This window comes from Pseudomonas sp. CFBP 8772 (genome assembly GCF_014841665.1).
GTDB lineage: Bacteria > Pseudomonadota > Gammaproteobacteria > Pseudomonadales > Pseudomonadaceae > Aquipseudomonas > Aquipseudomonas graminis_B.
In genome coordinates, this window is sequence record NZ_JACYUI010000002.1 from 178,354 (window position 1) to 198,752 (window position 20,399).

A 20,399-nucleotide genomic window follows, 5' to 3' on the forward strand; every position below is an offset into this window, starting at 1 on the left:
CTCTTGAGTCTGTTTCATTCCCACGATCACCACGACCATTCCGGTCACGACCACGCAGGCCATGGTCATGGCGGCCACCATCACGGTCATCACCATGGCCAAGCCTCCGGCCCTGCTGTCTTTCCGTGGCGTCGTGCTGCGTTGGCAGCGGTGCTGATTGCCTTCGCGGTCGCGGCGGCGAGTCTGGTGCAGGTGCGCTCCGGCGAGGCGACGGTCATCACGCGCTTCGGCAATCCGGCGCGGGTGCTGCTCGATCCCGGCCTGAGCTGGCGCTGGCCGGCGCCATTCGAAGCAGCGATCCCCGTCGACCTGCGTTTGCGCACCACCTCAAGTGGCTTGCAAGACGTCGGTACCCGTGACGGCCTGCGCATCATCGTTCAGGCGTACGTGGCCTGGCAGGTGCAGGGCGATCCGGACAACGTGAAGCGCTTCATGCGCGCCGTGCAAAACCAGCCGGACGAAGCAGCCCGGCAGATCCGCACCTTCGTCGGCTCGGCGCTGGAAACCACCGCCGCGAGTTTTGATCTGTCGAGCCTGATCAACACTGACGCCAATCAGGTGCGCATCGCCGATTTCGAAAACCAGCTGCGTCAGCAGATCGATAAGCAACTGCTGACCACCTACGGGGTCCGCGTCCTGCAAGTGGGGGTTGAACGTCTTACGTTGCCGTCGGTAACCCTCAACGCGACGGTCGACCGCATGCGCGCCGAGCGCGAGACCATCGCCACCGAGCGCACCGCCATCGGCAAACGCGAGGCGGCGCAGATCCGCTCTGCCGCCGAACGCGACGCGCGGATTGTCGAGGCCGACGCAACCGTGAAAGCCGCCGACATCGAAGCGCAATCCCGAGTTGAAGCGGCGCAGATTTACGGTCGCGCCTACGCCGGTTCACCGCAGCTGTATAACTTGCTGCGCTCGCTGGACACCCTCGGCACCGTGGTGGGGCCGAGCACCAAACTGATTCTGCGCACCGATGCCGCGCCGTTCCGTGTCCTCGTGGACGGCCCGCCGACCCTGGATGGCAAGGCTGGAACGCAGCCATGACCGAGCAAGACGCGGCGCATATCGAGCGGCCGGTGGTGAACAGTCCATGGCTGCAGGCCAGCCGGCTGGCGTTTTTGGGGCTGTATGTCGTGACCCTGCTGGCAGCGCTCGGCTGGGCTGTCTCCAATGTGCGGGAAATCGACCCACAGAACCGCGCCGTGGTGTTTCGCTTCGGTGAGATGGACCGCGTGCAGAACGCCGGTTTGCTGCTGGCCTGGCCGCAGCCGTTTGAGCAAGTGGTGCTGTTGCCTTCTGCTGACCGCGTGATTGAGCGCCATGTCGAAACACTGATGCGTTCACCCACTGCGTTGGCGGCCGACAAGATCACCAGTTTTGCGACGCCGATGAGCGACGCACTGGCAGGTTCGGGTTATCTGCTTACGGGCGACGCCGGTGTCGTACAACTCGACGTGACGGCGTACTACAAAGTGACGGACCCACGGGAGTTCGTGCTCCAAGGCGAACACGTGCTGCCGGCACTGGACCGTCTGGTCAATCGCAGCGCCGTCAGCCTCACGGCGGCGCGGGATCTGGACACCATTCTGGTGGCGCGTCCCGAGCTGGTGGGCTCTGATAGCCAGTCTGCCGAGCGTCGCGAACGCCTGCGCGGCGATCTGGTGCAGGGCATCAATACGCGGCTTGGCGAGCTTACGGCCACTGGCGTGGGTCTGGGCGTTGAAGTCGTGCGTGTCGACGTGCAGTCCAGTCTGCCGGCTGCGGCGGTGAATGCGTTCAACGCGGTGCTGACTGCCAGCCAGCAAGCCGATCAGGCCGTGGCGAACGCGCGCACGGACGCAGAGAAACTCAACCAGACCGCTAATCAGCAGGCCGACCGCACGCTGCAGGTCGCCCACGCCCAAGCGTCTGAACGGCTGGCCAAGGCGCAGACCGACACCGCAGCAGTGACCGGCCTGGCGATGTCGATCCAAAACAAGAGCGATCCCGGATTGCTATTGCGGATCTACCGCGAGCGGGTGCCGGCCATCCTGAAACAGGCGGGTTCAGTGACCACGGTCGACCCCCGCGACGATTCCCGCCTGATCATTCAGGGAGCTGACAAATGAGTGGCGAAGCCGTACACAACCATTCCCACGACCCTGCTCACCCGCATGCCGAGCCCGACGCGCCCGGCAGCATGCTCACCAGCCGTGAACAGCGCAGCGCAGCCCGACAGTTGACGCTGGCGATGCTTGCCCTCGGCCTGCTCGCGCTGGGGCTGGTGTGGCGATTTTTCTCGCCCGAGCAAGTCGGCGTCAGCCAGTTGCTGTTGGGCGCCGCCTCGCTGTTGGTCGCCATCCCGGTGGTCAGCGCCGGCTGGCACAGCTTGCGGTACCCCAGCCTGCACGGCATTACTGACCAATTGATCGCACTGGCCATGCTGGGCGCGTGGGCGACGGGCGATTTGATGACCGCCGCGTTGCTGCCGATCATCATGATTTTCGGCCACGTGCTGGAAGAGCGCAGCGTGATCGGCTCCCAGGAAGCCATTCAGGCATTGGGCCGTCTGACTCGCAGCCACGCTCGGCTGATCGATAAGGATGGCTCCATTCGCGAAGTCGACAACGGTACGCTGGTGGCCGGTGATCGCGTCGAAGTGCGCGCCGGTGACCGTGTCCCGGCCGACGGCTTGGTGGTCTCGGGGCAGGCCAGCCTCGATACGGCGCCCATCACCGGAGAGTCGGTTCCGCTCGAAGCGCGCGCCGGCATGGAAGTCTTCGGCGGTGCGATCAACCTCGACGGGCTGCTGCGCATCGAAGTGACGCGCATTGGCAACGAGTCGACCTTGGGCAAGGTCATCGCGCTGATGCAAAGCGCTGAGCGCTCCAAACCGCCCATCACTCGCCTGTTGGAAAAGTACGCGGGCAGCTACATGGTGCTGGTGCTGCTGATTGCGGCCGTGACCTGGTTCATCACCAATAACGCCCAGGCCATGCTGGCGGTATTGGTCGCTGCCTGCCCTTGCGCGCTGGTGCTGTCAGCGCCGGCGACAGCCATCGCCGGTATTGCAGTCGCCGCGCGTCACGGCATTTTGATCCGCAGTTCGGCTTTCCTTGAAGAACTGGCCGACCTCACTTCACTGGTCGTCGACAAGACCGGCACGCTGACCTACGGCAGTTTGCGTCTGCAATCGGTTCAAGCCGAGGAGGGCGCGGGCGACGACGTCATTAAGCTGGCGGCAAGCCTGGGTTCGGCGAGCAGTCACCCGGTCAGTCGCGCGCTGGCCACGTTGGTGGACAAGGATCATCTGCTCCCACTGGACGACATTCGAGAGCGCCAAGGGCTGGGCGTCGTTGCGCAGACCGCGCGGGGTGAAGCCGCCTTGGGGCGGCCTGAGCTGTTCGCGCAGATGGGCATCGCGACCTCGCCGATCCCCGATCACGATGGCCCGATTGCCGGGCTCGCGGTCAATGGCCACTTCCTGGCCTGGCTGCTGCTGGCCGACAGCCTCAAGCCCGAGGCGCGTCAGGCGCTCAGTGAACTGCGCGAACTGGGCATGGGTCGGCAGTTACTGCTGACGGGGGATCGCCAGAGTGTCGCCGACAGCCTCGGTCAGGAGGTCGGCATCAGTGATATCCACGCTCAGGCGTTGCCCGAGGACAAGCTGAGTCGGGTGCTGAGCGAAATCAAAAAAGGCTTTCGCCCGATGGTCGTCGGCGATGGCATCAACGACTCCCTGGCGCTCAAGGCCGGGGTGGTTGGCGTGGCGATGGGCGCGGGCGGTGCGGATATCGCGCTGGCCTCCGCCGACATCGTGTTGATCGGCAGTGATCTGCGCCGGCTGGGCACCTGTGTGCGGCTGAGCCGTCAGTGTCGCCACACCCTGCAAGTGAACGTGATCATTGGACTGGGCTGGACGCTGGCCATTGTCGCCATGGCGGCTTTCGGTGTGCTGGGTGCCGCAGGCGCCATGATCGCGGCGGTTTTGCATAACCTCAGCACGCTGCTAGTGCTGGGTAATGCTGGGCGACTGCTGCGTTTCCACGAGCCCATCGCGAAGTTTCACAATCCTTCCTAAGCCATATTCCCCGGCGCCTGCATCGAAAGCGCCGGGTTAGAGGGCTCTCCTAAGTATTAAAATTCGCTTGAGCTTTGAAGAACTCTGTTACAAATTAAGTTCAGTCTTGTTCGGGGTGCTCCATTTGCAGGCGTCACATTGGCTCGAATTCTGGGGCACGAGGTTGTACCCGTTGTAGATTCGTCGTCGTTCAAACAAGCCGATCGCCTGACGGCTCCTGGTCTGGAGCCGGTTATGGACTACCCTTTTCCATGTAGCTGGATCAGGGGGATTTCATATGCTCGCGCAACTTCCACCGGCGTTACAGAACCTTCATTTGCCGCTACGTCTCAAGCTCTGGGACGGCAACGAGCTCGACTTGGGGAATGATCCCCGCGTCACGATCGTGGTTAAGGACCCGTCCCTTGTTTCCGATTTCACCCACCCGAGTCTGGGCCTTCTGGGCAGCGCCTTCGTTGAAGGCCGGCTTGAGCTGGAAGGGTCAATCAGCGAAGTGGTCCGGGTGTGCGACGAGCTGACCAAAGCGCTGGTAGACGAGGGCGATGACAATCTCCCGGTGCGCACCGAGCACGACAAGGCCACCGACGCCGCGTCGATTTCCTACCACTACGACCTCTCCAACGACTTCTACCGCTTGTGGCTGGACCGGGAGATGGTCTACTCCTGCGCCTACTTCAAGTCCGGCAACGAGACGCTCGATCAGGCGCAGCAGAACAAGTTTCATCACCTGTGCCGCAAGCTGCGCCTCAAACCGGGGGAGTACCTTCTCGACGTGGGTTGTGGCTGGGGAGGGCTTTCCCGCTTTGCCGCGAGTGAGTACGGCGTCCGGGTGTTCGGCATCACGTTAAGCCGTGAGCAACTGGCGCTTGCCCAGGAGCGGGTGCGCGCGGACGGTCTGCAGGACCGTGTCGAACTGCAGCTGCTCGACTACCGGGATCTGCCCAGGGACGGCCGCTTCGACAAGGTCGTCAGCGTCGGCATGTTCGAGCATGTCGGCCACGCCAATCTCGAGCTGTACGCAAAGTGTTTGTTCGGTGCGGTGAAGGAGGGCGGTCTGGTGATCAACCACGGCATCACCGCCAAGCACACCGACGGGCGACCTGTCGGGCGCGGCGCGGGAGATTTTATTGATCGCTATGTGTTTCCCAATGGTGAGCTGCCGCACCTGTCGATGATCACCGGATTCATCAGCGAGGCCGGGCTGGAGGTGGTCGATGTGGAAAGCCTGCGCCTGCACTACGCCAGGACGCTGGAGCACTGGAGCGCCCGTCTGGAGGAGAAGCTCGACCTCGCCGCTGCGATGGTGCCGGAGCAGGCACTGAGGATCTTCCGGTTGTACCTGGCTGGTTGTGCGTATGCCTTTTCCAAGGGCTGGATCAATCTGCACCAGATTCTGGCGGTCAAGCCGCATGCGGATGGCAGCCATAATTTGCCGCTGACCAGGGACGATATCTACGCGTAATTGCTAAAACTTGTGGGAGCGAGCTTGCTCGCGAAGACGTCGGTACATCCATCGAATCATCGGCGGTTGAAATACCGTCTTCGTGAGCAGGCTCACTCCCACACTTGGCGTACTGCTCAATCACATCTACAGAATCGGCGAAATCAGCCTGGCAACGCGCATTCCCAACTGCTGAAGGTGATGGGTCTCTTTGCTCTCTTCACTGGAGATTTCGTGGGAGAGGGCGAAGTCGTCGATCAACATGGTTTCGACCTCGCGTGCGAAATCCTCATCCACGGTCAAGAGCATGAGTTCGAAGTTGAGCCGAAACGAACGATTGTCCAGGTTGGCGCTGCCGATCGCCGAGATCGCGTTATCCACCAGCACCACCTTCTGGTGCAGGAAGCCGGGTTTGTAGCGAAAGATGCGAACGCCTGCGCGGACGGCTTCAAACGCAAACAAGCTGGAGGCGGCATAGACCGTGTAGTGATCTGGACGCGACGGCAGCAGCAGGCGCACATCCACGCCGCGCAGGACCGCCAATCTCAGCGCCGCCGACACTGCTTCATCGGGAATGAAATAGGGTGTGGTGATCCACACCCGTTCGGTTGCCGCATGAATGGCTTCGACGAAGAACAGCGAGCAGGTTTCCTGCGCATCGGCCGGGCCGCTCGCAAGTAACTGGCACAGTACGCCGTCTTCCGGGTAGCTGTCGGGCAGGATCAGCGGGGGGATTTCACGAGTCGCCCAGAACCAGTCCTCGGCGAACGATTCCTGCAAGCACGCCACGACAGGTCCGACAACGCTAACGTGAGTGTCGCGCCATGGCGCCAGCGGCGGCTTGAGGCCGAGGTACTCATCGCCCACGTTGTGCCCGCCAACGAAGCCTTTGATGCCATCCACCACGACGATCTTGCGGTGGTTACGGAAGTTGATCTGGAAGCGCGTCAGCCAGCCGCCCCGTGTGGCAAAGGCCTTGATCTGAACGCCACCGGCACGCAGTTTGTCGATGTAGCGCGCCGGTAACGCATGGCTGCCGATGCGGTCGTAGAGCACATGAATCGCTACGCCTTCAGCGGCTTTTTCCAGCAACAGCCCTTGCAGTCGGCGACCGAGATCATCGTCATGGATGATGAAAAACTGCACGAACACCACTTCCCGGGCGCTTTTGATGGCCTCGAAAATCGCACCGAATGTTTCATCCCCGTTGATCAACAGCTTCACTTCGTTATTCGCCAGACACGGCATGCGGCCCAGTTTTGGCATCGCGCGCAGCGAGCGATAAGCGTCCGAGCGCCGCGCGGCCACCGCCTCTTCAATCCATGGCTTCCAGTTGAAGTCGGCGATCGCTGTGCGCATCTCGGTGTTCGCCTGACGCCGTGCTTTGATGTAGGCATCGAACGTACTCCGCCCGAAGACAAGGTACGGGAGGAGGGCGACATAAGGGATGAAAATGAGGGGCATCGCCCAGGCAATAGAGCCCTGAGCAGTACGTACGGTGAGTAAGGCGTGGATTGCTGCGACAATGCCCAGCAGGTGAGTGAAACCCAGCAAATAGCCAAAGAAATACGGGCTGTGGTAATCCATGCGCAACCTTGTGCTAGAAGCTTATTGGTGTCTAACAGACCACACTGCACCAGGATTGTCGCTATTTTATTGCGGGTGCAACTGGCTACCCGATCTGCCGTCTAACCGTCATCGTTCAGTGGCTTGCAAGCAGGCCGCATCAAGATGCCCAAGAGTAATAAAGGAACCCGATTCATGAAAAAGCGCGTACTGGCGTTGATGGTTTGTCTGACTGCCCCCTTCGCCCAGGCGCAGGTGTTGCAGCCGGGGCTGTGGGAGTTGAGTTCTAGCAACATGCAGGTCGACGGTCAGCAGATGCCGGACCTGCAGGTGATGCTGTCCCAGCTGCAAATGATGGCGCCGCAGCAGCGCGCTGCCATGGAGCAAATGCTGGAAAAACAAGGCGTTACTCTGGGTGGTAAGGGCGTACGTATTTGCCTGACCCAAGAGCAGGTCAAGAATGAGCAGATCCCGCTGACCGATCCGAAGTCGGGCTGCACCCAGCAGATCACCGAACGTACCGGCGCTACCTGGAAATTCAAGTTCAGCTGCCCTCGCGCTCAAGGCACCGGCACTGCACAGTTCCTGAGTGACCGTGAGTTCAATACCCACGTCATTGGCTCCTTCAACGCTACAGGGCAGCAGCAGAACGGCAGCATGGACACCCGAGCTGTTTGGCTGGGCCAGCAATGCGGAACGGTAAAACCGAGAACCTGATTCACAATGTTCCATAAGCGCCCTGACTTGTCAGGGCGTTTTTGTTGGTGCAGACAGCGGGTCGTGTTCCACGTGGAACATGGTGTTGTTTCACATGAGCTTTTCCGCCTTAGGCGTTGATGAGGCTCACTAAAACCCCGCCGATCTTATAAAAAGCTTCATCTTCGTCCGATAGCCCGGCTGTTATATTGTAACTATCGCCCTCCATCTCTGAGCCGGGATGCTCAACGCCATCGGAACGTGCCATGCACCGACGTCAAATGCTGCTCAACATGCTTTTGGCCAGCGCCGCCTTTGCGCTTCCATTCTCAGTCAACGCGACGCAGATCCGAAACGCTCGACTGTGGCGTTCCGATAGCAAGCTGCGTCTGGTGTTCGACCTGAGTGGCCCGGTGCAGTACAAGACCTTCACGCTCAGCGCGCCCGAGCGGATCATCATTGATGTCAGCGGCGCGCGGCTTGAGGGCAACTTCAGTCAGCTGGCGCTGGAAAACACGCCGATCAAGTCCATTCGTTCCGGCCACTTCGGTCAGAGCGATACGCGCATCGTGCTCGACCTGACATCCCCCGTGCAGATCAACAGCTTCCTGCTGGGTCCCGATGGCGCGCAAGGCAACCGGCTGGTTCTTGATCTGGGGCATGACGTACTTGCCCGTCCGCCGGTGCAGTTGGCTGCAGCCGCACCGTTAGCGAAGGAGCCTCTCGCTCAGTCCGCGGGAAGGGACCGTTCCAAGCGCGACATCATGGTGGTCGTCGACGCAGGCCACGGCGGCAAAGACCCTGGCGCCGTCGGCTCGAAGGGTGAGCGGGAGAAAGACGTCGTGCTGTCCATCGCGCAGTTGCTCGCCAAGCGTTTGAAGCGCGAAAAGGGTTTTGATGTGCGCCTGGTTCGCAATGACGACTTCTTCGTTCCGCTGCGCAAGCGCGTGGACGTCGCGCGCAAATACAACGCTGACATGTTCATTTCGGTCCATGCCGACGCAGCGCCCCGTTTGACGGCTTCCGGCGCGTCGGTGTTTGCCTTGTCGGAGAACGGCGCGACCTCCGCGACAGCGCGCTTCATGGCCCAGCGTGAAAACGGCGCCGACCTGATCGGCGCGAACAGCCTGTTGAACCTGAAAGACAAGGATCCGATGCTGGCCGGTGTGATTCTCGACATGTCGATGAACGCCACGATCGCCGCGAGTCTGGATCTGGGTCACACCGTACTGGGCAGCCTGGAAGGGATCACGACGCTGCACCAAAAGCGCGTGGAACAGGCCGGTTTTGCGGTGCTGAAATCACCGGATGTCCCATCGATTCTGGTCGAGACCGGCTTCATCTCCAACAGCCGTGACAGTCAGCGCCTCGTCACCGCGCGTCATCAGCAGGCCGTGGCCGATGGTTTGTTTGATGGCATGAAGCGCTACTTCGAGCGCAATCCGCCAGCAGGGTCATATGTGGCTTGGCGCCAAGCGCAAAAGGCGAATGAGGCGTTGGTCTGACGGACTAAATCATGAGGCAGAATGTGCAAGTTCGCTCTCATCAAACTTGACACCACTGCAGATGCACCTGGCTGAACACCCATTGTGGGAGCGCCGAGGAATCGGGGTCACCGACAGCCCATCACTCGGTCGCAGGTAATCTTGGTCCGGCTCCCGCTTGAACTGGACACCCGACTGATCGTCGTCCACCCCACTTTCCGGGTATAACCCACCCACGTCTCGCCGTCCGATGCCAGCCCGGTAAAAAACGTCAGCGAGCCATAACGGCTGTTGGTCTGCGCCCAGCGGCGCTTGCCCACGCTTTCGAAGCCGCGCACGAACATCGTCTTCCCTGCCACCGCCACGCTGTACGTGTTGTCGTCGGCATCGGTGCAGGCCAACAGCGTCGCAGTGCGCGTGCACAACGACTTGTCCAGCCTGGGCGAGGGTGGCAGGGCGAACGCCTGCGTACTCAGCACCAGCGAACACCCTGCCAACAACCCAAACCACCGCGTCATGAAGCTGCCTTCAAAAAAGATTAGCGCCTTTGTATCGTTATACTATAACGTAAAAAGCGATCACAACCGTACTCTGGTGAAACCTTCATGAACCGCCTTCCCGTTACCGTTCTGTCCGGCTTTCTTGGCGCGGGCAAAAGCACGCTGCTGAACCACATTCTGCGCAACCGCGAAAACCTGCGCGTCGCGGTGATCGTCAACGACATGAGCGAGATCAACATCGACGGGAGCGAAGTTCAGCGGGACGTCAGCCTCAATCGGGCGGAAGAAAAACTGGTAGAGATGAGCAACGGCTGCATTTGCTGCACCCTGCGCGAAGATTTGCTGGAAGAGGTCAGCCGGCTGGCCCATGAAGGCCGCTTTGACTATCTGCTGATCGAGTCCACGGGCATTTCCGAGCCGCTTCCCGTGGCGGAGACCTTTACCTTCCGTGATGAACAGGGCCGGAGCCTGGCCGATGTTGCCCGTCTCGACACGATGGTGACGGTGGTCGATGGCCTGAATTTTCTGCAGGACTTCAACGCTGCAGAAAGCCTGGCTACACGTGGCGAGACCCTGGGCGAGGAGGACGAGCGGGCGATCACTGATCTGCTGATTGAGCAGGTCGAGTTCGCCGACGTGATCCTGATCAGCAAGATCGACCTGATCAGCTCTACCGATCGCCGGGAACTGATGGCCATTTTGCGTCGCCTCAACAGCCAGGCGGAGATTCTGCCCATGGTCATGGGCGCCGTGCCCCTCGGTAAGATTCTCGACACGGGCCGTTTCGACTTCGAGCGTGCGGCGCAGGCACCGGGCTGGCTCAAGGAATTGCGTGGCGAACACGTGCCGGAGACTGAAGAGTATGGCATCGCATCCACGGCTTATCGGGCGCGTCGGCCCTTTCACCCCCAACGCTTTTTCGACTTCCTGAATGCGCCGTGGGAAAACGGCCGTCTGCTGCGCTCGAAGGGGTTTTTCTGGCTCGCCAGCAAGCACGAGGACGCCGGCAGTTGGTCCCAGGCCGGCGGCTTGATGCGTCATGGTTTCGCCGGTCGTTGGTGGCGCTTCGTGCCCAAAGCGCAGTGGCCGCAGGATGACGAAAGCACGCAGGTGATCATGCGCAGCTGGGAGGCGGAGACCGGTGATTGCCGTCAGGAACTGGTGTTCATCGGTCAGAACATCGACTTCGGTCGGCTGGCTGCCGAGTTGGATGAATGCTTGCTGACCGACGCCGAGATGGCGGCCGGCGTCGCGTGCTGGCGCTCGATGCCTGATCCGTTCGGCGACTGGTATGGCGACGCGGCCTAAAACCCGTCCGACTTACTGCGTTTTCCAGATGCCTTTGCTCTGCTGCTCGCAGAACGGTTTGAGAAACGCCGCGTCGCTGGCCACGCCGTAATAGTGAATGTTCTGCCGATAAGGCATATTGGCCACCTGCGCGTTGCTGCACTGGCCAAATGAACCGGAAGGGCACTGTTCCGAATACGTGACCTCGGTTTTCTGATCCTTGAGCTGGGGTTTGCAGAAGCCGTCATGGAACAGGTCTGGCGGAATGTTCAGGTTTTCCTGACAGACCTTGACATCCACTCGGTCGCCTTGGCTGTGTACAACGCACGACTCGGCCCAGACCTGCGCCGACGTCATCGCCAGCAGCGCCCACGCCAGCCCTATGGGCAGCCTGATTATTCGCATCAATTACCTCCGTCAGCGCTCACTTCAGGAGCGAACTCAAGAATGGCCGACATGCTGCAGAACATCCCCACTCATGTCATTGCAGGCCCTTTAGGTGCTGGCAAGACGAGCCTGATCAGGCATCTTCTCAAGCAGAAACCTGCGCACGAGCGCTGGGCTGTGCTGATCAATGAGTTCGGCCAGATAGGCCTGGATGCGGCACTGCTGACGACCGGCGACGATGGTATCGCACTTGGTGAGGTGGCTGGCGGTTGCCTGTGCTGCGTCAACGGCGCGCCTTTTCAGGTGGGGCTCGGCCGGTTGTTGCGCAAGGCCCGACCGGACCGCCTGCTCATCGAGCCCTCCGGGCTGGGGCATCCGGTTCAGTTGATCAAGCAACTACATGAAACGCCCTGGATCGGCGTGCTGGCGATCCAGCCCAGTGTCATGGTGCTCGACGCCCAGGCGCTCGCCCAGGGCAAAACGCTGCCTGACACCCAGCAAGACGCCCTGGCGCAGGCGGGCCTGTTGGTGTTGAACAAGTCTGATGGACTGGACGCGTCGACGCGAACGGCGATTACAGATGGACTGCCTGTTCGGCCGCTGCGCTGGACTGATCACGGCGCGTTGTCTCTGAATGCGTTGCCCGGCATCGACGTCAACGCTCACGCTGGCTCCGACAATCCGGCCATCCCCCGGTCATTGGCGCAACTCCCCGCAACGTGGTCGGACCCGATGGCGCCGGTGTGCCTGAGCCAGCAACAGGCGGAGGGCTGGAGCATTGGCTGGCGCTGGCACCCTGAGCGGGTATTCGATGCGGCAAAGGTGCAAGGCTGGCTGCAACCCTTGGGCTGGCGGCGCGCCAAGCTGGTTATCCACAGCGAGAAGGGGTGGATCTCAGGCAATGCGCTAAACGGGAGTTCGCTGGAATGGACGTCGAGTGAGTGGCGCAGAGACTCTCGCCTTGAGCTGATCTTCGAGAAGCCCCAGGACGAGGCCGCTTTGCAGACAGCACTGGCGGCCTGTCTGCTTTAAAGCGAGTTATCCACAGCGGATCACTGTTTCCACTTGTTGTGTTCCTGACGCCACTGGCTCAGCTGGATAATTTCGGCCGTGGGCTTGGGGTCTTTGATCTCGAACGGGTAGGGCGCCAGTTCGATCTGCGCCGCATGGGCACCAAACATGGTGATCGTGCCGGGATGCCGATGTTCACCGGTGACGGTGAACTCGAAGTTATACACCCGTGCCAGGCGCTTGCGGCCCTCATTGTCGCGCTTGAAAGCGAGTTTCTTCAGCGCGACGTTGCCGTCGAGCAGTTCGAGCTCGAGTTTGGCGCAGTGCTGTTTGACGCGTTCGAGCGCCCGTTCACGCAGGCCATGGGCGTGCCACAGCCAGGCGCCGGCGGTCGCCAGCAGCATGAGGACGAAAATGTTGCCCAGGGTCAGCATGGAAAAGGAACTCCAACAGAAGACTTGCAGCTTAACTGCGTCGGGTGACAGACAGCCATAGCCCGAAAGTTTAATTTCGCTTCACTTCGTCCTGCATCGCCACTACTGTGCCTTCCCGGTCTCAGGAACCTGTCATGAAACGCACGCCCCATCTACTCGCCATCCAGTCGCACGTCGTGTTTGGTCACGCCGGCAACAGCGCAGCCGTGTTCCCTATGCAGCGTATCGGCATCAATGTCTGGCCGTTGAATACCGTTCAGTTCTCCAACCACACCCAGTATGGCCACTGGGCGGGGGAAGTCTTGGCGCCGCAGCAGATTCCGGCGCTGGTCGAGGGGATTGCCGCGATAGGCGAGTTGGGGAATTGCGACGCGGTGCTGTCGGGTTATCTGGGCAGCGCAGCGCAGGGGCGGGCGATTCTGAGCGCCGTTGCGCAGATCAAACGTGCCAACCCGCGCGCGCTGTATCTGTGTGATCCGGTGATGGGGCACCCGGAGAAGGGTTGCATCGTGCCCCAAGAGGTCAGCGATTTCCTGCTGGACGAGGCCGCTGCAGTCGCCGACTTTCTGTGCCCCAATCAGCTGGAGCTGGACAGCTTCTCCGGCCGCAAACCCGAATCGTTGCTCGACTGCGTGGCCATGGCGTGGGCGTTGCTGGCCCGAGGTCCGAAGGCGGTGGTCGTCAAACACTTGGCCTATCCGGAGAAACCTGCAGACGGCTTTGAGATGCTGCTCGTGACCGAACACGAAACCTGGCACCTGCGCCGACCGCTGCTGGCATTCCCTCGGCAGCCGGTCGGTGTGGGCGACCTGACGTCCGGGCTGTTCCTGTCCCGGATTCTGCTGGGTGACGACCTGCGCAGCGCCTTCGAATTCGCGGCCTCAGCAGTGCATGAGGTGCTGCTGGAAACCCAGGCCTGCGGCAGCTACGAGCTGGAGCTGGTGCGCGCGCAGGACCGAATCGCTCACCCGCGCGTCAAGTTCGAAGCCGTCCGGTTGTAGAGCGAATCCCGGCGCTGGCTTAAACGGGCTCATCCTTGATTTCACGATAACGCTTCTCCAGTTCCTGACGGATCTGGCGGCGTTGTTGTGCCTGCACGTAACGGCGCTTGTCTTCGCTGTTGGTCGGCGTCAGCGGTGGTACGCCGGCAGGTTTGCGCTGGTCGTCCACCGCCACCATGGTGAAGAAGCAACTGTTGGTGTGACGAACCGAGCGTTCGCGGATGTTTTCGGTCACCACCTTGATGCCCACTTCCATCGACGTATTGCCGGTGTAGTTGACCGATGCCAGGAACGTGACCAGCTCGCCGACGTGAATCGGCTCACGGAAAATCACCTGATCCACCGACAGCGTCACGACATAGCGTCCCGCATAACGGCTCGCGCACGCGTAAGCCACTTCATCGAGGTACTTCAGCAGCGTCCCGCCGTGCACGTTGCCGGAGAAGTTGGCCATGTCCGGGGTCATCAATACAGTCATCGACAGCTGGGCGTTTCCGGGTTCCATAGCGTGCTCACGGTCTAAAAGGGTCAGAAGGCACCTTGCTCAGGTGCTCGAATTGCAGATTGGCTACAAAACCATCGATACCGGGACGCCAACGGCCGCTCCGCCGTCACGCCCTGCACCCATCTGTTTCCATATATTGCACTGGCTTCTCGCGCTTTTGTGCGGTGTTAACCTGCGGAAGCCCTTGGATGGGGTAAATCCTGCGTCTCAGTCAGAATAATCGGACCTCGTTGGCGAGTTTTCGTACAGCAGTCGTCCCTCTTTCAGGCAGATACGCATATTTCGCCGATTGCCAGCAGGAGCAGCGCCCATGCATGCCATCAGTTTCATTCAAGACCTGGCTGTGATCATGCTCGTCGCTGGCGTCGTAACGGTGGTGTTTCATCGGCTCAAGCAACCCGTCGTACTCGGCTACATTGTCGCCGGCTTTATCATCGGCCCGCACACCCCGCCTTTTGGCCTCATCCACGACGAAGACACCATCAAGACCCTCGCCGAACTCGGCGTAATCTTTCTGATGTTTTGTCTTGGCCTGGAATTCAGCCTGCGCAAACTGTTCAAGGTGGGTGCGACGGCGTTTATCGCCGCGTTTCTCGAAATCATGCTGATGATCTGGATCGGTTACGAAATCGGCCAGTTCTTCGCCTGGAATACCATGGATTCTCTGTTCCTCGGTGCCATTCTGGCGATCTCGTCCACCACCATCATCGTCAAAGCGCTCAACGACCTAAAGATGAAAAACCGGCGCTTCGCCCAGCTGATCTTCGGCGTGCTCATCGTCGAAGACATCCTCGGCATTGGCATCATCGCGCTGTTATCAGGCATCGCCGTGAGCGGCACGGTCAGTTCCGGCGAGGTGTTTTCAACGGTCGGCAAACTGTCGCTGTTCATGATCGTCGCGCTGGTCATCGGCATTCTGGTTGTGCCGCGATTGCTGGCTTATGTGGCGAAGTTCGACAGCAACGAGATGCTGCTGATCACGGTGCTGGGCATGTGCTTCGGGTTTTGCCTGCTGGTGGTCAAACTCGAATACAGCATGGTACTGGGGGCGTTTCTCATCGGCGCGATCATGGCTGAATCCAGGCAACTGGCGAAGATCGAGCACCTGGTCGAGCCCATCCGTGACATGTTCAGCGCGATCTTTTTCGTCGCAATCGGCTTGATGATCGATCCGAAAATCCTGCTCGATTACGCCTGGCCCATCGCCGTGATCACCGTTGCCGTGGTGCTGGGCAAGATGATTTCCTGCGGGCTGGGTGCTTTTATCGCGGGCAATGATGGCAAGACCTCGCTGCGGGTGGGCATGGGGCTGTCACAGATTGGCGAATTTTCCTTCATCATCGCAGCGCTGGGGATGACGCTGCAGGTTACCAGCGATTTTCTCTACCCGGTCGCCGTGGCGGTGTCTGCCATAACGACGCTCTTGACGCCTTACCTCATCCGGGCAGCAGACCCGTTGTCCCACACACTGGGCGCTATTGTTCCTGCACGCATGGCGCGGGTGTTTGGCCTATACGGAGAGTGGTTGCGCAGCATTCAGCCGCAGGGGCAAGGCGCCGTGCTGGCAGCGATGATCCGCAAGATCCTGCTGCAAGTCGGGATCAATCTGGCTTTGGTGATCGCCATCTTCTTCACCGGCGCATTCTTCGCGAAGCGTATTGGCGTCTATTTCAGCGATTGGGTCAGCGATGTCGGGCAGCAAAAAGCCTGGATCTGGGGTGGGTGCTTGCTGCTTTCCCTGCCGTTCCTGATCGCGGCTTATCGCAAGCTCAAGGCGCTGTCCATGCTGCTGGCAGAGATGAGCGTGAAGCCGGAGATGGCGGGCAGGCACACCGCGCGTGTCCGTCGGGTGATCGCCGAAGTGATCCCGCTGCTGTCATTGATGGTGATTTTTCTGCTCATCGCATTGCTGTCATCCAGCATGCTGCCGACGCGCGAATGGCTGATGCTGATTGTGGTCGTGGCGGCCGTGGTGGCTGCCGTGTTGTGGCGCTGGTTCATCCGGGTGCATACGCGCATGCAGATCGCGTTGCTTGAAACCTTGGGCAATCACCCTGAGTCATGAGCGCTGAATCAGCCTTGAGGTTCGTGCCTCAAGGCTGACTGAGGAGGGCGGCTGTGCTTCTCAGCTTTCCAGCCAGACGTCGCGCGCCCAGTGCCAGACGGATTCCCAGCTTTCTTCGGTGACCAGTTCTTCTTCGCCAGACCACAGCACCACAGTGCCGTCTTCTTCAACGCAGTAGTAATCCTCGCCGTCCTGACAGATCGGGATCAGCTCGCGCGGCACGCCGATGTCCCACGCGGTCGCCGCCACTTCCGGCAGGTACGTGTGCGAGCCCGGGTCAGTGACGGTGACGGGCTCAAGGCTGCCGTAGACCACGTCGCTGACGGTCAGCAAGAACTCTTTGAAGACGAAGGGGATATTGATGAACAGTTGCTCCTCAACCTCGACCAGTTGATCTTCATCAGGCAGCTCAAGCGGGACAGGGACCGGTTCATTGGCTTCACGGAGTTGTTCAATGACTTCTTCCACGACGTGGATCCTCTAACGATTTGCGCGGGTTATACAGTAGCTCAAAGGCATCGCCAAATTAACTTGGCTTCTCTAAAAACAGAACCCCGGAACAAGTCCGGGGTTCATTTGAAGCAGCTCAGCGGTATTAGCCGTTCTGGCGGATACCTGCCACCAGCCAAGGCTGGTTGTCACCCTGAGCGCGTTCCATGTTCCAGCTTTCGCTGAAGACCTCGCCCTGGTCGAAGCGCGACGTTTTCGACACACCATTGAACGTCAGCGTGGCAATCGTCTTGTCGGCACGATCGTCCAGACCGTCAAGTTGCACGTTGAGGTTGTCGATGAACGTGGACTGGAAACCGTCGCCCAGATCGGCGCGTTCCTTCTTCAGGAACTGCAGCATCTGCGGGGTCACGAACTCGGAGATTTTGTCCATCTCGTTCGCGTCCCAGTGCTGTTGCAGCGACTGGAAGTGGCTGCGCGCAGCCTCGATGAAGCGTTCTTCGTTGAACCAGGCCGGTGCGTTGATCACCGGACGGGCTGCCGCTGCTGGAGCGGAACCGCCGAAGATCGAATTCTGGGCCGGTTGTGGCTGTTCGAAGGTTTCACGCTGGTAAGGAGCACCGGCGGGAGCCATCTGTGGCTGCTGTTTGCGTCGACGCGCCGCGATGAAGCGGAAGATCACGAAGGCGATGATCGCCATGATCAGAATGTCGAAGAACTGCATGCCCTGGAAGCCACCGCCCATGAACATGGAGGCCAGAAGACCACCGGCGGCGAGACCGGCCAATGGGCCCAGCCATTTGGAAGCACCGCCCGCAGCAGGCGCAGGACGGCCGGCGGCATTAGGTGCTGCGGCAGGAGTAGAAGGAGCTGTTTGACGCGCCTGGTGACTTGGCGCCGAGCCCATGCTCTTGCCACCACCGAAACGCGCAGCGTTGACATCGAGGCTCATGGTGAGCCCGATAATCATTGCCAGAGCGATGCTAAGAAAACGTTGCATAAGGGAATTCCCGTTTGTGGATTGCACGCGCGCCATGTTGCACAGGACACATGGGGATGACCAGCGGCCATATGTTTCCGGCTTTTGCGTGGATCCTCACCTGCCTGTCCCACTTGGGTTGTAGGCAGGTGAAGAAAGTTCTGTAGGAAAGATGGGGGGTGGATGTGGGAATGCAAGTGGGGCATCAACGCATCGGCAGTTGCCGATCACACCGGCTCGAGCTTCGCGTACCCCAGCATCAGCCACTTGCTGCCTTCCGAGAAATTCACCTGGACCCGTGCCTGAGCGCCTGAACCCTCGAAGTTGAGGATCACGCCTTCACCAAACACCGCGTGCTGCACGTGCTGACCCAGGGAGAACTGGCTCTGCGGAATGGCTTCGCCATCGAACAAGCGGCTCGGGGCCATGGTTTTGGAACCGCCGAACGGCCGGGTCACGCTGTTGGACAACCGCACTTCCTGAATCAGATTGGCCGGCACCTCCCGTACGAAGCGCGAGACCTTGTTGTAGGTTTCGCTTCCGTACAAGCGTCGGGTTTCTGCGTAGGTCATCACCAGATGCTGCATGGCGCGGGTGATGCCCACGTAAGCCAGGCGACGCTCTTCTTCCAGACGCCCCGGCTCTTCCAGGCTCATCTTGTGTGGAAACAGGCCTTCTTCCATGCCCACCAGAAACACGTACGGAAACTCCAGACCTTTGGCGCTGTGCAGCGTCATCAGCTGAATGCTGTCTTCGTGCTCGTCCGCCTGCGTATCGCCGGCCTCCAGCGAGGCATGGCCGAGGAAGGCAGCCAGTGGCGTCAGGTCTTCCTCTTCGTCGCTGTTCTCGAAGGCGCGCGCGGCGCTGACCAGTTCCTCAAGGTTTTCCACCCGGGCCTGGCCTTTCTCGCCTTTCTCTTCCTTGTGGTACGTGATCAGGCCGGACTGCTCGATCACCGTTTGGGTCATCAGATGCAGCGGCATGTCCGCAGCCTTGGCGGCGAGGTTTTCGATCAGTTCGATGAACGCGCCCAGCGCGCCCGCTGCACGACCGGTCAAGCCTTTGTTGGCGACCAGCAGGCGCATGGCTTCCCACATGGAAACGTCGGCATGGCGCGCATGCTCGCGAATCGCTTCGACGGTTTTCTCGCCAATACCGCGGGGCGGGACGTTGATGACCCGCTCCAGCGCCGAATCATTACCACGCCCGTCCAGCAGACGCATATACGCCATGGCGTTCTTGATTTCGGCGCGCTCGAAGAATCGCTGGCCGCCGTAGATACGGTACGGGATGCGCTCGCGCAGCAAGGCCTCTTCGAGGACCCGCGACTGGGCGTTGGAGCGATACAGAATGGCGATATCGCTGCGCGCCAGACCGGTCTTGATTGCGCTTTCGATGGTCTCGACCACGTAGCGCGCTTCGTCGTGTTCGTTGAACGCGGCATAGAGATTGATCAGCTCGCCATCACCGACGTCCGTCCACAGCTCTTTGCCCAGACGCCCTGTGTTGTTGACGATCAAGCCGTTGGCGGCCTTGAGGATGCTCGCGGTGGAGCGGTAGTTCTGCTCCAGGCGAATGGTCTCGGTGTCGGGGAAATCTTCGGAATACTGATGAATATTCTCGATCTTCGCCCCGCGCCAGCCATAGATGGACTGGTCGTCGTCGCCGACCACCATCAGGCTGTCGCCACCCTGGGCGAGCAGGCGCAGCCAGGCGTATTGAACGGCGTTGGTGTCCTGGAATTCGTCCACCAGCACGTGACGGAAACGGCGCTGATAGTGCGCAAGCAGGCTCGGGTTATCGCGCCACAGGTCCAGCGCGCGAAGCAGCAGCTCGGAGAAGTCGATAACGCCGGCGCGCTGACAGGCCGCTTCATAGGCCTCGTAGACCGACTTCATGGTCGTCAGAAAGAGATCGCCCGAGGCTTGAATGTGTTTGGGACGCAGCCCTTCGTCCTTCTGCCCGTTGATGAACCACTGCGCCTGCCGTGCCGGCCAGCGCTGCTCATCCAGATTCAGCTCGCGCATGACGCGCTTGACCAGTCGTTGCTGGTCATCGCTGTCGAGGATCTGGAAGCTCTGGTTCAGACCCGCTTCCTGCCAGTGCGCCCGCAGCAGACGGTGCGCCAGGCCGTGGAAGGTGCCCACCCACATGCCGGCCGGGTTGATACCCATCAGTTGCTCGATGCGATGGCGCATCTCGGCAGCGGCCTTGTTGGTGAACGTCACCGACAGGATCGAGTGCGGCGAGGTGTTCTCGACCTGGATCAACCAGGCGATACGGTGCACCAGCACACGGGTTTTGCCGGAACCAGCGCCGGCCAGGACCAACTGACGACCCACGGAGGCAGCTACGGCCTGGCGTTGGGCATCGTTGAGGGAGTTAAGCAGAAGGGAGAGGTCATCGCGCATCGGGGCATTCTAGGGTGCCGTGAGGGCATGGGCAAACCCTAACGCTGGCCGGTCGTGATGTTGTCGGTCGCATTTTGCCGTCTGTAGATTTTAATTGATGACTGTTTGGTCTCGACGGTCCC

General features: G+C 60.6%; 18 protein-coding genes. 10 read left to right on the forward strand and 8 right to left on the reverse strand.

Annotated elements, in window-relative coordinates; translation table 11 throughout:
• Positions 1-3 precede the first annotated feature (3 nt).
• The 4 genes from hflC to cfaB all read left to right on the forward strand — a co-directional run bounded on the left by hflC (position 4) and on the right by cfaB (position 5,522).
• Complete coding sequence (hflC, locus tag IFT99_RS04440) at positions 4-1,044, forward strand: protease modulator HflC (RefSeq protein WP_192130610.1); 1,041 nt, start codon at positions 4-6, stop codon at positions 1,042-1,044.
• Positions 1,041-2,108: an SPFH domain-containing protein gene (locus IFT99_RS04445; RefSeq protein WP_192130611.1), complete on the forward strand. Its 1,068-nt coding sequence runs from the start codon at positions 1,041-1,043 to the stop codon at positions 2,106-2,108. Before hflC ends, IFT99_RS04445 begins: the two co-directional genes overlap by 4 nt.
• 71 nt (positions 2,109-2,179) lie before the next feature.
• Positions 2,180-4,060: a cation-translocating P-type ATPase gene (locus IFT99_RS04450; RefSeq protein WP_244656906.1), complete on the forward strand. Its 1,881-nt coding sequence runs from the start codon at positions 2,180-2,182 to the stop codon at positions 4,058-4,060.
• A gap of 277 nt (positions 4,061-4,337) precedes the next feature.
• Positions 4,338-5,522, forward strand: coding sequence for a C17 cyclopropane fatty acid synthase CfaB (cfaB, locus tag IFT99_RS04455; RefSeq protein ID WP_192130613.1), 1,185 nt, complete (start codon positions 4,338-4,340; stop codon positions 5,520-5,522).
• A 126-nt stretch (positions 5,523-5,648) separates the two neighbouring features.
• Here cfaB and cls read toward each other — a convergent pair whose 3' ends face one another.
• Positions 5,649-7,088: a cardiolipin synthase gene (gene cls, locus IFT99_RS04460; RefSeq protein WP_065988111.1), complete on the reverse strand. Its 1,440-nt coding sequence runs from the start codon at positions 7,086-7,088 to the stop codon at positions 5,649-5,651.
• Positions 7,089-7,262: 174 nt separating this feature from the next.
• Between cls and IFT99_RS04465 the strand changes: the two genes are divergently transcribed.
• Positions 7,263-7,784, forward strand: a complete 522-nt coding sequence (locus tag IFT99_RS04465) for a DUF3617 domain-containing protein (protein WP_065988113.1) — start codon at positions 7,263-7,265, stop codon at positions 7,782-7,784.
• 245 nt (positions 7,785-8,029) lie between these two features.
• A complete protein-coding gene (locus IFT99_RS04470) occupies positions 8,030-9,268 on the forward strand; it encodes an N-acetylmuramoyl-L-alanine amidase (RefSeq protein ID WP_192130614.1) in 1,239 nt (412 codons plus the stop codon).
• Positions 9,269-9,375: 107 nt separating this feature from the next.
• Here the strand turns inward: IFT99_RS04470 and IFT99_RS04475 are convergent, their stop codons facing one another.
• Positions 9,376-9,765, reverse strand: coding sequence for a glutamine synthetase (locus IFT99_RS04475; RefSeq protein WP_065988119.1), 390 nt, complete (start codon positions 9,763-9,765; stop codon positions 9,376-9,378).
• A gap of 87 nt (positions 9,766-9,852) precedes the next feature.
• Here IFT99_RS04475 and zigA point away from each other — a divergent pair, with 87 nt between their 5' ends.
• A complete protein-coding gene (gene zigA, locus IFT99_RS04480) occupies positions 9,853-11,055 on the forward strand; it encodes a zinc metallochaperone GTPase ZigA (RefSeq protein ID WP_192130615.1) in 1,203 nt (400 codons plus the stop codon).
• 12 nt (positions 11,056-11,067) lie between these two features.
• On the opposite strand, the gene IFT99_RS04485 is transcribed toward zigA, so the two are convergent.
• A complete protein-coding gene (locus IFT99_RS04485; protein WP_192130616.1) occupies positions 11,068-11,439 on the reverse strand; it encodes an NADH:ubiquinone oxidoreductase in 372 nt (123 codons plus the stop codon).
• 51 nt (positions 11,440-11,490) lie between these two features.
• Here IFT99_RS04485 and IFT99_RS04490 point away from each other — a divergent pair, with 51 nt between their 5' ends.
• A complete protein-coding gene (locus IFT99_RS04490) occupies positions 11,491-12,453 on the forward strand; it encodes a CobW family GTP-binding protein (RefSeq protein WP_192131004.1) in 963 nt (320 codons plus the stop codon).
• A 20-nt stretch (positions 12,454-12,473) separates the two neighbouring features.
• Here IFT99_RS04490 and IFT99_RS04495 read toward each other — a convergent pair whose 3' ends face one another.
• Positions 12,474-12,866 (reverse strand): DUF3301 domain-containing protein, encoded by a 393-nt coding sequence (locus IFT99_RS04495; RefSeq protein WP_192130617.1) that lies wholly within the window; start codon positions 12,864-12,866, stop codon positions 12,474-12,476.
• A gap of 134 nt (positions 12,867-13,000) precedes the next feature.
• Here IFT99_RS04495 and pdxY point away from each other — a divergent pair, with 134 nt between their 5' ends.
• Positions 13,001-13,867, forward strand: coding sequence for a pyridoxal kinase PdxY (pdxY, locus tag IFT99_RS04500; RefSeq protein ID WP_192130618.1), 867 nt, complete (start codon positions 13,001-13,003; stop codon positions 13,865-13,867).
• A gap of 19 nt (positions 13,868-13,886) precedes the next feature.
• Here pdxY and IFT99_RS04505 read toward each other — a convergent pair whose 3' ends face one another.
• Positions 13,887-14,372: an acyl-CoA thioesterase gene (locus tag IFT99_RS04505; RefSeq protein WP_065988133.1), complete on the reverse strand. Its 486-nt coding sequence runs from the start codon at positions 14,370-14,372 to the stop codon at positions 13,887-13,889.
• A 310-nt stretch (positions 14,373-14,682) separates the two neighbouring features.
• On the opposite strand from IFT99_RS04505, the gene IFT99_RS04510 reads away from it, so the two are divergent.
• Positions 14,683-16,437: a cation:proton antiporter gene (locus IFT99_RS04510; RefSeq protein WP_192130619.1), complete on the forward strand. Its 1,755-nt coding sequence runs from the start codon at positions 14,683-14,685 to the stop codon at positions 16,435-16,437.
• 60 nt (positions 16,438-16,497) lie between these two features.
• On the opposite strand, the gene IFT99_RS04515 is transcribed toward IFT99_RS04510, so the two are convergent.
• The 3 genes from IFT99_RS04515 to uvrD all read right to left on the reverse strand — a co-directional run bounded on the left by IFT99_RS04515 (position 16,498) and on the right by uvrD (position 20,277).
• On the reverse strand, positions 16,498-16,905 hold the full coding sequence (locus tag IFT99_RS04515) for an SMI1/KNR4 family protein (RefSeq protein WP_065988140.1): 408 nt from the start codon (positions 16,903-16,905) through the stop codon (positions 16,498-16,500).
• A gap of 127 nt (positions 16,906-17,032) precedes the next feature.
• The gene (locus tag IFT99_RS04520; RefSeq protein WP_192130620.1) at positions 17,033-17,887 is read right to left on the reverse strand and encodes a Tim44 domain-containing protein; all 855 of its coding nucleotides are present in this window, start codon (positions 17,885-17,887) and stop codon (positions 17,033-17,035) included.
• A 206-nt stretch (positions 17,888-18,093) separates the two neighbouring features.
• Positions 18,094-20,277, reverse strand: coding sequence for a DNA helicase II (gene uvrD, locus IFT99_RS04525; protein WP_192130621.1), 2,184 nt, complete (start codon positions 20,275-20,277; stop codon positions 18,094-18,096).
• Between the last annotated feature and the right edge of the window lie 122 nt (positions 20,278-20,399).